Raw genomic sequence first — 13,284 nt, 5'->3', positions numbered from 1 at the left:
TGTGGCTGCAAAAGTGGTCAATCCTGTTCACACGGGTATAGTTAACAAAGATTCGGTAGTGAAAATCGTTGCAGACAATGCTGGAACTCATCGAGCGTAAATTTTCGGAAGTAAAGAGCGAACTTGAAGCGAAGGTGCCTCGGGGACCCGATCTTCACGGTCACGCGGCGGTATTGCTTGCCCTGACCGATGAGCCTGACCCCCAGGTCATTCTTACCCTGCGCTCCCAGCAGCTTTCCAGCCATTCCGGGGAGGTATCCCTGCCCGGCGGGCGCTGGGACGAGACGGATCCCTCGCTCAAGTACACCGCACTGCGGGAAACCCACGAAGAAATCGGCCTGCCGGCGGACGAGGTGCGTATCCTCGGTCCACTGTGGACCCGCAGCACCCGCTGGCAGGTAGAAGTCACCCCCTGGCTGGGGGTGGTGCCGGCGGATGCCCAGTTGAAGCCGAACCCCGGCGAGCTGGACGCGATTTTCCGCGTGCCGCTGTCGTACTTTTTCGGTGATCCGCGCATCCGCACCGACCGTATCACCATCGACCAGCGCCGGATCTACCTGCCCGCCTACGAATACGAGGGCTACGAAATCTGGGGCTTTACCGCTGGCGTACTCACGGAGTTTCTGGTGCGCATCCTGGATGCGCCTATCGGTCGTCGCGACGATGTTCCCATGCGCGCCCTGAACTGATGTGTGCCGGGCGGCTATAATCGCCGCCTTCATTTCCTGCCTGACAAAATTTTCATGCCGAGACCCAAATCTGCCGTGGCTCTGGAGGACGTGCATTGGAGCGCCCTCAAATCCCTGTTTCCCTACCTGCTGGAATTCAAGCGCCAGGTAATGCTGGCCCTGCTGTGCCTTGTGGGCGCCAAGGTCGCCAGTGTTGGCCTGCCATTTCTGCTCAAGCACATCGTCGATGACCTCGACGCAGCCGGAGGGGCTGCGGCCGCCATCGCACTGCCGCTCGGGTTGCTGCTGGCCTACGGCTTTGTGCGATTTTCGTCGGTGCTGTTTGGCGAGCTGCGGGACACCATCTTCGGCCGCGTAACCGAGCGCGCGCAGCGCCGCATCGGTCTCGCGGTATTCCAGCACCTGCACCGGCTCGACCTGGATTACCACCTCAATCGCCGTACCGGCGGCCTGTCGCGGGATATTGAACGCGGTAACAGCGGTATCGGTTTCCTGATGCGTTTCATGGTGTTCAACATAGTGCCGACCCTGGTGGAAATTGCCATGGTGGTGGGCCTGCTGTGGTGGAACTACAGCGCGGGTTTCGCACTGCTGGTGGCGGGCGCGGTGGTGACCTATATCGTGTTTTCCGTGGTGGCGACGGAATGGCGCACCCGCTTTGTACGCGAACTGAACCAGGCAGAGTCCCAGAGCAGCAGCCGTGCGGTGGACAGCCTGCTCAACTACGAGACGGTCAAATACTTTGGCAATGAACGCCACGAAGCGCGCCACTACGATTCCGAGCTGGCCGAGTGGGAAGCCGCGCGGCGCAAGAATCGCCTGTCGCTGTTCGGCCTGAATGCCGGCCAGGCACTGATCATCGCCGCTGCCATGTGCGGCGCCATGATTCTGGCCGCGGTGCACGTCACCCGAGGCAACATGACCATTGGCGACTTTGTGCTGATCAACGCCTTCATGATGCAGATTTTTATCCCGCTGAATTTTCTCGGCTTTGTGTACCGGGAAATGAAAGGCTCGCTGGCCAATATCGAAAAAATGTTTTCGATCCTCGATGTAAAGCCGGCCATTGAAGATCACGCGGACGCGGCGGAGCTGGCGATTCGCGATGGCCATATCGCGTTTGAAAATGTGCGCTTTGGTTACCGCCCGGACCGGGAAATCCTCAAGGGCGTGAGTTTTACCGTGGCGCCAAAGCAGAAGGTCGCCATCGTAGGCGCCAGTGGCGCCGGCAAGTCCACCCTGTTCAAGCTGCTGTTCCGCTTTTACGACGTGACCGGCGGCCGCATCCTGATCGACGGCCAGGATATTCGCGAAGTCAGCCAGGATTCCCTGCGCCGTGCGATCGGTGTGGTGCCGCAGGATACGGTGCTGTTCAACCAGTCGATCCTGGAAAACGTGCGCTACGGGCGCGTGGATGCCAGCGACGATGAGGTGATGGAAGCCATTCGCCACGCGCAGCTTGACGAGTTTATCGCGCAGCTGCCGGAAGGCGTCGACACCATGGTGGGGGAGCGCGGCCTGAAGCTTTCCGGTGGGGAGAAACAGCGTGTGGCCATTGCCCGCGCGCTGCTCAAGCGCCCGCCGATCATGGTATTTGACGAGGCGACGTCTTCCCTCGACAGCCACTCGGAACAGGGCATCCTGAAGGCGCTGGCGGAGATCTCCCGGGAGCAGACCACGCTGGTGATTGCACACCGCCTGTCGACCATTGTGGATGCCGACCTGATTCTGGTGCTGGATCAGGGACAGGTGGTGGAGCAGGGCAGCCACAGTGGCCTGATCAGTGCCGATGGCCACTATGCGTCGCTGTGGCGGATGCAGCAGCGGGAGCGCAGTATCGACTCGATATCACTGTCACCCTGACCAAAGTCAGCCATACAAGGCGCAAAATGTATCCTGTGTCGCCAGTTGGCTGATGTAATCCGCTCCGCACGCGATCAATCGCAGAGGATTATCCGGTGGAGCGCGATTGCTGGACATCTCCCGGGGGCACATTTAATGTGGCTCGCATGCTGCGGCCTTACCTGCAGCGCACTTCAATAAATCATCAGGCGAGAATCTGAATGAAATCTGCAATTTTTGCTGCTTCCGCACTGGCGCTTGCCGTGCTCGGCGGATGTGCCGCTGACGAGAAAACCACCCCAAAAGCTGACCTTGCGACTGAAACCAAGGCGGCCAAAACCGAGGCCGTCCAGCCTTCTGCCGACGCCAAGGCTGGCAGCATTGCCAAGGGCGTGGATCCTTCGCGGTTCAATATTTATGCACCGGTCGAGCTGAACGCAGACCTCTCTTCTCTGACCGACAACCAGCGCCAGCTGATCGGCCTGCTGATTGATGCCAGCAAGATCATGGACCAGTTGTTCTGGCTGCAGTCCTACGGTCCGGCACAGGAACTGCTGAGCGGAATCGAAGACAGTGGTGCGCGCAATTTTGCCAAGATCAATTACGGCCCCTGGGATCGCCTGAACGACAACAAGCCGTTTATTGAAGGCTACGGTGATAAACCCCTGGGCGCTGAGTACTACCCCGAAGACATGACCAAGAAAGAGTTCGAAGCCTGGCACCAGCCCGGCAAAGCCGGACTCTATTCCCTGGTTCGCCGCGACAGCAACGGCAAACTGAAGCTGGTGCCTTACCACGAAGCGTACAAGACCGAGCTGACCAAGGCCGCGGAACTGCTGCGCCAGGCTTCTGCGCTGGCAGAAGACCAGGAGTTCGCCAGCTACCTGCAGCTGCGCGCTGATGCCCTGCTGACCGATGACTTCCGCACCAGTGACATGGCGTGGATGGACATGAAGAACAACCGCATTGACGTGGTGATCGGCCCGATCGAAAACTACGAAGACCAGCTGTTCGCCTACCGCACCGCGTACGAGTCCTACGTACTGCTGAAAGACATGGCGTGGAGCGAGAAGCTGGCCAAGTTTGCCGCCTTCCTGCCGGAACTGCAGCGCGGCCTGCCGGTGGATGACAAGTACAAGGCGGAAACCCCCGGAACCGATTCCGACCTGAACGCCTACGACGTGCTGTACTACGCGGGCCACAGCAATGCCGGCTCCAAGACCATCGCCATCAACCTGCCGAACGATGAAGAAGTGCAGCTGGCCAAGGGCACCCGTCGCCTGCAGCTGAAGAACGCCATGCGTGCCAAGTTCGACCAGATCCTGGTGCCGATCAGCGGTGTGCTGATCGCGGAAGACCAGCGCAAGCACATCACCTTCGACGCCTTCTTTGCCAACACCATGTTCCACGAAGTGGCCCACGGCCTCGGCATCAAGAAGACCGTGACCGACGGCAGTAATGTGCGCCAGGCCCTGAAGGAAACCTCCTCCGCGCTGGAAGAGGGCAAGGCAGACATCCTCGGCTTGTACATGATCACCAAGCTCCACGAGAAGGGTGAGATTGCAGAGGGCGAGCTGATGGACAACTACGTCACCTTCCTCGCCGGTATCTTCCGCAGCGTGCGCTTCGGTGCGGCCAGCGCCCACGGCAAGGCCAACATGATGCGCTTCAACTTCTTCCAGGAAAACGGCGCCTTCACCCGCGACGAAGCCACCGGCCAGTACAGCGTGGACTTCGAGAAGATGCAGGAAGCGATGACCAAGCTGTCGAACCTGATCCTCACCGTTCAGGGCAACGGCGACTACAAACAGGCCGTTGAACTGCTGGACGGCAAAGGTGTGGTAGGCGCTGCGCTGCAGGCGGATCTCGATCGCCTCAAGGACGCCGACATTCCGGTGGACGTGACCTTTATCCAGGGCCGTGAAGTGCTCGGGTTGAAGTAATTGGTAAAAATCCGCACTGTTTCTGCAATAGTGCGGATGGCTCCCCGAGTTGGTTGCAGCTGTTCTTTCAGCCTGGCGTGGCGGTGACGCTACCGGCAGCAGACCCTGCAACCAATTCTCATTTGCACCTAATCAAGCTTCTCTTCGTAGAATCCAACACCTTCCCCCAAATCGTGTAAAATCGCCGCCTTCGAGACGACAACCGGAGCCGGCAATGACCATTATCCGCCAGGACGACCTGATCGACAGCGTGGCCGACGCGCTGCAGTTCATCTCTTATTACCATCCCCAGGACTTCATCAAGGCACTCAACACCGCCTATGAGAAAGAGGCCAACCCGGCGGCAAAAGACGCCATGGCCCAGATCCTGATCAACTCCCGCATGTGTGCCCAGGGCCACCGCCCCATCTGTCAGGACACCGGCATCGTGACCGTGAAACTGAAAGTGGGTATGAACGTGCAGTGGGACGCCGACATGAGCGTCTCCGACATGGTCAATGAAGGCGTACGCCGCGCCTATAACAACCCGGACAACGTCCTGCGTGCCTCCATCCTCGCGGATCCGGACGGTGCCCGTAAGAACACCGGCGACAACACCCCGGCGGTTATCCACTACGAAATCGTTCCCGGCGACACCGTAGAGGTCTACGTCGCGGCCAAGGGCGGCGGCAGTGAAGCCAAGAGCAAGTTCGCCATGCTGAACCCGTCCGACTCCGTGGTCGACTGGGTGCTGGAAATGGTGCCGAAAATGGGCGCCGGCTGGTGTCCGCCCGGCATGCTGGGTATCGGCGTTGGCGGTACTGCGGAGAAGGCCATGCTGCTGGCCAAAGAATCTCTGCTCGACCCGATCGACATCCAGGAACTGCAGGAACGCGGTGCGTCCAACCGTGCCGAAGAGCTGCGCCTGGAACTGTACGACAAGGTCAACAAGCTCGGCATCGGCGCCCAGGGCCTCGGCGGCCTCACCACCGTGCTGGACGTGAAGGTGAAGGACTACCCGACCCACGCCGCCAACAAGGCCGTGGCAATCATCCCCAACTGTGCCGCCACCCGTCATACCCACTTCACCCTCGACGGTTCCGGCGCCGCGCGCCAGACCCCGCCGAAGCTGGAAGACTGGCCGGAAATCACCCGCGAAGCCGGTGCCAACACCCGCCGCGTGAACCTGGATGAAGTGACCGCAGAAGACGTGCTGAGCTGGCAGCCGGGCGAAACCCTGCTGCTGAACGGCAAGATGCTGACCGGCCGCGATGCCGCGCACAAGAAAATGGTAGACATCCTGGCTTCCGGTGAAAAGCTGCCGGTGGACCTGACCGGCCGCTTTATCTACTACGTGGGCCCGGTTGACCCGGTGCGCGACGAAGTGGTTGGCCCGGCTGGCCCCACCACCGCCACCCGTATGGACAAGTTCACCCGCACCATGCTGGAAGAAACCGGCCTGCTGGGGATGATCGGCAAGGCCGAGCGCGGCCCCACTGCCATCGAAGCGATCCGCGACAACAAAGCGGTGTACCTGATGGCAGTAGGCGGTGCAGCTTACCTGGTGGCCCAGGCCATCAAAGATGCGAAAGTCATCGCCTTCCCGGAACTCGGTATGGAAGCCATCTACGAGTTCGACGTGCAGGATATGCCGGTAACCGTAGCGGTGGACAGCAAGGGTGAATCCGTGCACAACACCGGCCCGGTGATCTGGAAGCACAAGATTGAAGAGGGCGAGGTGTAACTAACCCCGCGTTCTTCATCTGAAAGCGAAAAGCCGGCTCCAAAATAGGAGCCGGCTTTTTTTGTGCCTGTACTATGGCTCAAAGCTTGGGTGCTAATCCGTGGTTGCTAGACTGCGCAAGATGGACTCTAGATCAGTAGTGGCGGGATAAAAGTCCGTGCAGGCATATCAAGGGATATATGGCACTAGTGCCATATATGTTTCTATGTCTTTTAGGCAAGGCGCTGTAACCTGTTGTAATTCACAATTTTTCCCCAAAATTTTTGTGTTAGATACTTGGATATATGGCGTTGATATATATAGTTAGGGCTATTGAGTAAACTGTTAAGTGTGGAAATATGACCATCCAATTTTCAGATTGTCAGGGGGTTTATGAACACGCAGTTGTCTGGGTTATGGGTATATCTATACTAGTGGCAATATTTTCTGGTTTGCTACTTTTCACAGGCGAAAAAGCCACAGATAAAAAAGGCGCTATAGTTATTGAGTTTCTGGGTCCATTACATCCTCTGTTTACAGCAAAGTACTTAACAGATAAAGCTGCAAAGTGGCGGTTCCCATTTTTTTGCTCAGTTTCGGTAGTTGCAGTTTGTGTAGTCTGTTTCAATGTATTTAATGTGTGCGCGGCAAACACTTAACAAGCGGCTGTTGTCGCCCCTTCGGGGCTGGGACGGCCTTTCCGCTGCTTCGCAGCTCCAATTCCGCCCCAAAGCCGGGCGTTATGCGTTTCCCTAAAGTATGAATTTCTCGAAATTTGAAACACAGATTTACCTGTTTTTGGCCGAGTCGATGGGTTCGGAAGAGACCTTATGTGCATATGAATTCGAGGGCGGATTTCGTGCAGGTTACTTCCAGGTGGGTGATGAACGTGACCCTATTGACCTGGTATTTTCATTTCCAAAAAATGATATAGATTGCTATTTAATGGCCACGGATGGAGATCCATATGAGCTATGCAAGGAAATGTCAGGCCTGCAGGAGTACAACGAAAGCACTGCTCACCTGTGTAGCACCCATACGGTCAAGACAAACAGTCAATACATGGAGAAAGCTGGATGGGTTGCCTATCTAATTACTACGCCAGCGGTACTTACGAGTGATCTTCCAAATAGTGCTGATATAACTGGTGAGATAGTGCGTTTTCACCTCGCTATTCCGCTGTGTAAAGAAGGGTATGAGATCAAGCTTACGAATGATAATGATACTTTGATGGAATATTTTGAAAAAACTCGGAGAGATATTGTGGCCTTCGGAGCCCGCGCATAAAATACGCAAAGTTAGCCGCCCCTGAGCGCGGCGTTAAGTGTCACAAGGAATCCAAGTGATCGAGCGAGTTTCAAACGGAAATTTGAAGGAGGTTTTACCTCTGTTTAGAGCGTACCAGGAGTTCTACAAAGTTCAGGATATATGTGATGAGAGAAATCGCGTTTTTCTTTCACAATTCTGTGACTCACCGGAACTTGGTAGCCAATTTCTCTTTCGTAAAAATGGCGAGGTAGTTGGATTCGCGTCAGTTTATTTCACGTTCACTTCAACTATTACATCAAAAGTTGCAATATTGAATGATCTTTACTCTCAACCAGAGAGTCGTGCCGAAGGAATAGGACGGAAATTAATTGAGCACTGCCGAGAGTTTGCCAAAAGTCATGGCGCGGTAAGGTTGCAGTGGGTAACGGCCCCTGATAATGAAGCCGCACAGAAGCTATATGATTCAATGGGCCTCAGTAAAAGTTCGTGGTATTTCTACGCATACCACACGTAACAAAGCCGGGTAGTTTGTTGCAGGCTTTCGGCCTTCCGCGGGACAGCTTACCTTTTGCACATTTTTCTCGGGTCGCTTCGCTCCCATTTTCGCGCAAAACGCGCATAAGGTAAGCTGCCCCTGCCGGCGGCGTTAAGTGTCCAAGGTAGAAATGACAAAATTTAAAGTAGGAAGCTTCGAATTAGGCCGTTGTGATGAAAGAACCGCAGAATGGATGCATAGGCACGGCCAAGTTTTTCTTCGTTACTCCCTAGGTATTGTATTCATCTGGCTGGGAGCGCTTAAGCCGCTGGGACTAAGCCCGGTTAATACATTAATTACCAATACCGTATTTTGGTTTCCATCGGATGTTTTTGTTCCGTTTTTGGGGTTCTGGGAAGTTGCTATTGGAATTTGTTTGATGTTCCGGCCTTTGCTCCGAGTTGCTCTGACGCTCCTATTTTTACAGTTATTTGGTACTGTGCTGCCATTGATAGTGGTTCCTGAGATTTGCTTTACCACATTTCCATATGCATTATCTTTAGAGGGGCAGTATATAATTAAAAATATGGTCATTTTGAGCGCAGCAATTGTGGTGGGTGGCGGCTTAAGCAAACAAAGTTCCCAGTATGCAGAGTTCAGTGCTTCAAGCACTTAACAAAACCGGGTTAAGTCACCTCCGGGCCTGCGGCCCTCCGCGGGAAAGCTTACCTTGTGCACATTTTGCGCGGGTCGCTGCGCTCCCATTTTCGCGCAAAACGTGCGCAAGGTAAGCTGCCCCTGCCGGCGGTGTTATGTTTCTTGAAATATGTACACATTACCGAATGAAATATACCTGAAAGAGCTTGTCGGCCAAGAGGTAAACCTTGTGTCGGTTGGTCCCTATGATGCTCAAGTTGCCTTTGAAAAAGGCCTAGTGATTCAAGCTCTCCACAAACTAGAAGGTGAGCTAAATGGAAAGAAATCACTTTGGTTCGATGGTGAATGGGTAAGTACAAAAGATGTCATCCACGTCCCGAGTAAGGAGGTAACTGGCATCAATAATGAAAATGATCTTGTGCTTAAAATTTCATTAACTGGCGGTGTAGTGCTTTACATACATACAGAAGTATCGCAATACGAGAGCATTAATATCACTCGTAGTGACGGTACACTAGAGGTCATATGAGTAAGCGCGAAAAAATATCAAGGAGCGGCAGGCCGACGTCTTACTTTGTGCACTTTTTGCGCAGTCGCTACGCTCCTATTTTCGCGTAAAAAACACACAAAGCAAGCCGTCGCTGCGCACGGCGTTAGTGGGTAAGGAAAATAGATGCTCGAACTGAAAGTAAACCCAATAGGCGATAAATATACTACTAAATTGGAAAGTGATATTTATCATTTTTCAATGGTAGATGTAGGGCTCAGAATATTAATAGATACAGCGCCACATGACGTAAATGTACGGCATAAACTAGAGTATGTTTTTCCTTATCATAGAGGGTTTCGATTTTTGGATGAGGGCGACATTTTCGGTTATTGGGATTGTGAGCCATTTCAAGCCGGCCACCATTTGTATGAAGTAGTGAGTGGCGGTTGGCTAGATCATGAGCTTACGTTCAATGGCATGCTGGCAATTTCAGGTTCGGAAGTTCGCCATAAAGAGTACTTTATTTGTACTTCTAATGGTTGTTTGAGTGTTCTTTCACAAGAGCCGCCACTAATTAGAGAGTTTAAGTAATGAGGTCACTAACAAGGCAAGGCAGGAACGAACGCGCTAACGCGCGCCCCTGCTTGCGGCGTTAGCATTAAGACTTACCCAAAAAACATGAAATACAGGGTATTTTTTTTATAGTAATTTGCCCGCCACTTTCTTGAGTGGGATTTGCCTGGCTTTGTCAGTGTAGGTTATTTGTCTGATTGCTCGCTTGGCGCTACTTTTGGCGGAGCGTGTATTCTGGTGACGCGCTGGGTGCGGGTTGCTATTCCCTTTTCCCACTCTGCGCTTAATGATTTACATTGACTTTCGAGTTTTATGCGGGCCGGCTAGCCTAAAATGTCGTGTTGGCGAGAGTAGGAAAAAGTACAAAGTATATGGAAATACGTGATGCGAAATTTAGAGATGATGAGGCTATAGCTGAGAAGCACGCTCAAAGCTGGTGTCAAACTTATAGTCGAGTACTCACAAAAGAGTACCTGGATATTGATGCGACAAAGGAAAGGCGGGAGCTCTGGGAAAACACGATTAGATTCCAAAAATTAAAGCCAAAAAGTGCGCGGGATTGTTTACCCCTGTTGTGGCGCTGTGAGTAGATAAACATGGATTCTCTACCAAAACGTATACTGGGAATGGTGAAGGTTCTTCACGAATACGGATATAAGAATATTTATATATATCCAGGAATGTCACCAAGTGGTATGAATTGGAGGTTTAGTATTGGAAGAATGAAGGCAGGAATCTGGCCACAGCAAGATCATCTAGTCTACGGTAGTGTGAAGAATGAAGGAGAAGTTGAGTGGTCGGAAGATTGTTCATCCTCTGAAATTCTTGCTAGGAATTTCGTTAATTACTACGGATTAAGCGATGATGACAAGAAAAGCTATGCCAATTGTTATTTAAATTGGTATTCCGAGCTTCTAAAAATGCTTGAAGATCACGAGTTGTTGGTTTTCTATGCAGATTATGATGCTCCACATAGCTATCTTTTAAAGTTTGCTCCAGGTTATAGGGGAAAATACTCATAATACAGCGAGGGAGTTCGTCCCCGCGCTTGCCGCATCCACCAGATAGCCTGCTTTGTATACTTTGTACGTAGGTCGCTGTTCTCCCATGTTTTACAAAACGCATATAAGCTAAGCTTGATAGGCGCTGTTTTTTTGATCGCTACATTCCCAGTTTTGAAAGTTAAAATATTCAGAATTGGTGGTCCGTTTGTTGGTTATTGGCTAACCCTAAGAGAGGATATGCCCGCAATCACAAATGCCGAGAACTTGAACGAAAAGGAGATTCATTATGTTCTCTCGCATATCAGTTGCAATATTGTTTATCGCATTCTCTGTTGAGGCTCGGGACTTGACATCGGGACACCTGATAGACTTGACCCACCCATTTAATAAGCAATCCGTATATTGGCCAACAGCGGAAATGTTTAAGAAAACAGAGGTTTTCCACGGGCATACCGATACTGGGTACTACTACACGGCCTATAATTTTTCGGCAGCGGAGCATGGCGGTACGCACATGGATGCGCCCATTCATTTTGCGGAGGGTGGCAACACAGCCGATAAAGTGCCCGTCAGTCAGCTTATAGGTACTGGTATCGTTATTGATGTTACTGCCCAAGCATCAAAGAATATCGATTACCAGATCAGCGCATCCGATATCTTAGCGTTCGAGCGCAAGCACGGCCCTATTCCGAAAGGGGCGATCGTGCTATTCAATACCGGTCGAGCCGCGCTCTATGCGGACAGAAAGGCATATATGGGCACGCTGGAACGGGGTGAAGAGGCGATCAAAAAGCTGCATTTTCCAGGGCTCGGCCTCGAGGGCGCGAAGTTATTGGTTTCCCGTGGTATCAGTGCCGTGGGTCTGGATACGCCCTCGATCGACTATGGACAGTCCAAGGACTTTGCAACGCATGTCGAATTGATGACGAACGGTATTCCGGCATTCGAAAATGTTGCTGACATGAGCGAACTTCCTCCAACGGGTGCGACAATTATTGCCTTGCCGATGAAAATCGAAGGCGGGTCTGGCGGGCCGTTAAGAATCGTGGCGCATGTTTCCAAGTAGGCAGATGACTGAAGGTTAGAGACGGAAAACGATAAGCTCGGAGGGCTTTAGTGCGTCAACATCGGTTACGCACGTGGGGAGATGGCTCAGGTAATCGCGGATCCGGTGCGCCAGATTCCGAACTACTCCTCGTTTGGTCACCACACCATTGTTCCCGCTGCGCAGCTGGCTGAAATCTGGCGGCTCGGCGCCGGGCAACCTGAATCACGTTCTCTATTGAGGTAAAAAAAACTGGCACATTAGTTCACCTTAGTTTATTTCATCGTCTTGAATTCAAGAATGTGCGGCGTATAGTGCGCACTCTTCTTATTAACCCAACAGGTGGAGGCTCAAATGTTCAGACATATCGATGTTGCTGTTGCGCTGGGTCTTCACAGTTGCGGCCTTGTTGTCCACTGAATTCCTGTCTGATCCAGCCGTTGCGGCAATAGTCTGACATTGATCCAGTTTTCTGGATCTTCTCCGATTGCATAAATTTTCGTGGCCGCGGGCCAGGCATGCGCGTTTTCGCTGGGCCTGACGTTACTGCGTGCACGACAGACAGCGGCGCAACCCGCAGATGTTATGGAAAACAGTGAACTGGATATGGTGCTGGATTGCGTGGGCGATCACCGGCGTACCTTCCGATATTTCAAAGACAAGTACTGCTTTGATTTGCTTGGCCGCGAGCTTGCGCGTGTACCGGGTGAGGCAATGACACTGCGCGAATTGCGTGAAGGGCGCTGGGCAAAGTTGTTGCATCGCCCGGCATTAAAAGCCGTCATTGCGGACTGTGGGGACGGCCTCTTGCATCGCGAGCAACTGCGCACTGAGTGGAAACCCGATGAATATGTATTCAATATTTCCTTCGGGCGGTGGGATAGTGGGTGCCGCTGTTGTCAGCAGAGTGCTCGCAGGCAGCCGAGCCTAGTATTGCAGATAAATTTTGATCGGCGCCACAACCGTACCTACCAGCAGTTATTGAATCAGGCTGTATTGCGAAATGACGGCTACCAAAGCTTTAACGTAAAGGCGGGGATCGATGGGTACAGTGGGCATCCGGTGAATTTTTCACGGGGCTTTACCATGGCATGGGTTCGCCTTGACCTGGATCTCGATAGCGGTGAATGCCTGATCGAGGAAGTTCAGAATGACTGGTTGCGCAACAGTGAATGGCAGGCGAAGGAGTTCGAGAAATATCTGACGGAAAACAAGGAGGAAAAATTGGAGGATTACTATCCCCAGTTTATGGGGCACTACCGGGAGTTTATCCGTTATGCGAGGGATGTCCTTAAGTCATATCGGGCGGTTTGGGCTGAGGCATCACTGGCTGCAGCGCTCGAGTTTATCTGGAAGGAGTTGGGAGATCTGGCGATCTATTGTCACTCGGCGGAAACTGGAGCAGTGCTCAAGGGAATTAGGGGGAGCCAACCTCCCAGGTCTCTTTACTCGAGCCTGCCGGAGAAGTTTGGTTTCCAGCTAACCGAAGATGCTCCGGTATTTCTGAAAAATCACCGCTTCGCACGGCGTTGTATGAAAGCCATGCAGGTGCCGGTACGGTTCTACCGGTTGTGATGTGCCAAGGGACTGGAATC

The 13,284-nt window shown here is 52.9% G+C and carries 13 protein-coding genes; all 13 read left to right on the top strand.

The annotated features are described in order from the left end of the window. The first annotated feature begins 77 nt into the window (after nt 1-77). The 13 genes from ACNKU7_RS07130 to ACNKU7_RS07070 all read left to right on the top strand — a co-directional run bounded on the left by ACNKU7_RS07130 (nt 78) and on the right by ACNKU7_RS07070 (nt 13,264). A complete protein-coding gene (locus ACNKU7_RS07130) occupies nt 78-689 on the top strand; it encodes an NUDIX hydrolase (protein ID WP_418296479.1) in 612 nt (203 codons plus the stop codon). 54 nt (nt 690-743) lie between these two features. Further along, a complete protein-coding gene (locus tag ACNKU7_RS07125) occupies nt 744-2,552 on the top strand; it encodes an ABCB family ABC transporter ATP-binding protein/permease (RefSeq protein WP_418296283.1) in 1,809 nt (602 codons plus the stop codon). A 200-nt stretch (nt 2,553-2,752) separates the two neighbouring features. Then, the gene (locus ACNKU7_RS07120; RefSeq protein WP_418296282.1) at nt 2,753-4,474 is read left to right on the top strand and encodes a dipeptidyl-peptidase 3 family protein; all 1,722 of its coding nucleotides are present in this window, start codon (nt 2,753-2,755) and stop codon (nt 4,472-4,474) included. Nucleotides 4,475-4,688: 214 nt separating this feature from the next. Further along, nucleotides 4,689-6,197 carry a fumarate hydratase gene (locus tag ACNKU7_RS07115; RefSeq protein ID WP_418296281.1) on the top strand — a complete coding sequence of 503 codons (1,509 nt, stop codon included), beginning with the start codon at nt 4,689-4,691 and terminating at the stop codon, nt 6,195-6,197. Between the two features lie 738 nt (nt 6,198-6,935). Further along, complete coding sequence (locus ACNKU7_RS07110) at nt 6,936-7,463, top strand: hypothetical protein (protein ID WP_418296280.1); 528 nt, start codon at nt 6,936-6,938, stop codon at nt 7,461-7,463. 55 nt (nt 7,464-7,518) lie between these two features. Further along, the gene (locus ACNKU7_RS07105) at nt 7,519-7,959 is read left to right on the top strand and encodes a GNAT family N-acetyltransferase (protein ID WP_418296279.1); all 441 of its coding nucleotides are present in this window, start codon (nt 7,519-7,521) and stop codon (nt 7,957-7,959) included. A gap of 136 nt (nt 7,960-8,095) precedes the next feature. Then, nucleotides 8,096-8,596: a hypothetical protein gene (locus ACNKU7_RS07100; RefSeq protein ID WP_418296278.1), complete on the top strand. Its 501-nt coding sequence runs from the start codon at nt 8,096-8,098 to the stop codon at nt 8,594-8,596. 150 nt (nt 8,597-8,746) lie between these two features. Then, nucleotides 8,747-9,106, top strand: a complete 360-nt coding sequence (locus ACNKU7_RS07095) for a hypothetical protein (protein ID WP_418296277.1) — start codon at nt 8,747-8,749, stop codon at nt 9,104-9,106. A gap of 144 nt (nt 9,107-9,250) precedes the next feature. Next, on the top strand, nt 9,251-9,658 hold the full coding sequence (locus ACNKU7_RS07090) for a hypothetical protein (RefSeq protein ID WP_418296276.1): 408 nt from the start codon (nt 9,251-9,253) through the stop codon (nt 9,656-9,658). Nucleotides 9,659-10,236: 578 nt separating this feature from the next. After that, nucleotides 10,237-10,662 carry a hypothetical protein gene (locus ACNKU7_RS07085; RefSeq protein ID WP_418296275.1) on the top strand — a complete coding sequence of 142 codons (426 nt, stop codon included), beginning with the start codon at nt 10,237-10,239 and terminating at the stop codon, nt 10,660-10,662. A gap of 268 nt (nt 10,663-10,930) precedes the next feature. Further along, nucleotides 10,931-11,710 carry a cyclase family protein gene (locus tag ACNKU7_RS07080; protein WP_418296274.1) on the top strand — a complete coding sequence of 260 codons (780 nt, stop codon included), beginning with the start codon at nt 10,931-10,933 and terminating at the stop codon, nt 11,708-11,710. Between the two features lie 81 nt (nt 11,711-11,791). Next, complete coding sequence (locus ACNKU7_RS07075) at nt 11,792-11,935, top strand: hypothetical protein (RefSeq protein ID WP_418296273.1); 144 nt, start codon at nt 11,792-11,794, stop codon at nt 11,933-11,935. Nucleotides 11,936-12,403: 468 nt separating this feature from the next. Beyond that, a complete protein-coding gene (locus ACNKU7_RS07070) occupies nt 12,404-13,264 on the top strand; it encodes a hypothetical protein (protein ID WP_418296272.1) in 861 nt (286 codons plus the stop codon). The last annotated feature ends 20 nt before the right edge of the window (nt 13,265-13,284 follow it).

It is taken from the genome of Microbulbifer weihaiensis (assembly GCF_048323715.1).
Lineage (GTDB): Bacteria > Pseudomonadota > Gammaproteobacteria > Pseudomonadales > Cellvibrionaceae > Microbulbifer.
Note: the sequence above shows the minus strand (reverse complement) of the source record. Positions and strands in the feature narration are given on the sequence as shown.

Excerpts from the sequence above, each read along its gene's own strand:
- ACNKU7_RS07130 (WP_418296479.1), top strand. The coding sequence starts at position 78 with ATGCTGGAACTCATCGAGCGTAAATTTTCGGAAGTAAAGAGCGAACTT.
- ACNKU7_RS07075 (WP_418296273.1), top strand. The coding sequence starts at position 11,792 with ATGGCTCAGGTAATCGCGGATCCGGTGCGCCAGATTCCGAACTACTCC.
- ACNKU7_RS07120 (WP_418296282.1), top strand. The coding sequence starts at position 2,753 with ATGAAATCTGCAATTTTTGCTGCTTCCGCACTGGCGCTTGCCGTGCTC.
- ACNKU7_RS07090 (WP_418296276.1), top strand. The coding sequence starts at position 9,251 with ATGCTCGAACTGAAAGTAAACCCAATAGGCGATAAATATACTACTAAA.
- ACNKU7_RS07080 (WP_418296274.1), top strand. The coding sequence starts at position 10,931 with ATGTTCTCTCGCATATCAGTTGCAATATTGTTTATCGCATTCTCTGTT.
- ACNKU7_RS07085 (WP_418296275.1), top strand. The coding sequence starts at position 10,237 with ATGGATTCTCTACCAAAACGTATACTGGGAATGGTGAAGGTTCTTCAC.
- ACNKU7_RS07125 (WP_418296283.1), top strand. The coding sequence starts at position 744 with ATGCCGAGACCCAAATCTGCCGTGGCTCTGGAGGACGTGCATTGGAGC.
- ACNKU7_RS07070 (WP_418296272.1), top strand. The coding sequence starts at position 12,404 with ATGACACTGCGCGAATTGCGTGAAGGGCGCTGGGCAAAGTTGTTGCAT.
- ACNKU7_RS07115 (WP_418296281.1), top strand. The coding sequence starts at position 4,689 with ATGACCATTATCCGCCAGGACGACCTGATCGACAGCGTGGCCGACGCG.
- ACNKU7_RS07110 (WP_418296280.1), top strand. The coding sequence starts at position 6,936 with ATGAATTTCTCGAAATTTGAAACACAGATTTACCTGTTTTTGGCCGAG.
- ACNKU7_RS07095 (WP_418296277.1), top strand. The coding sequence starts at position 8,747 with ATGTACACATTACCGAATGAAATATACCTGAAAGAGCTTGTCGGCCAA.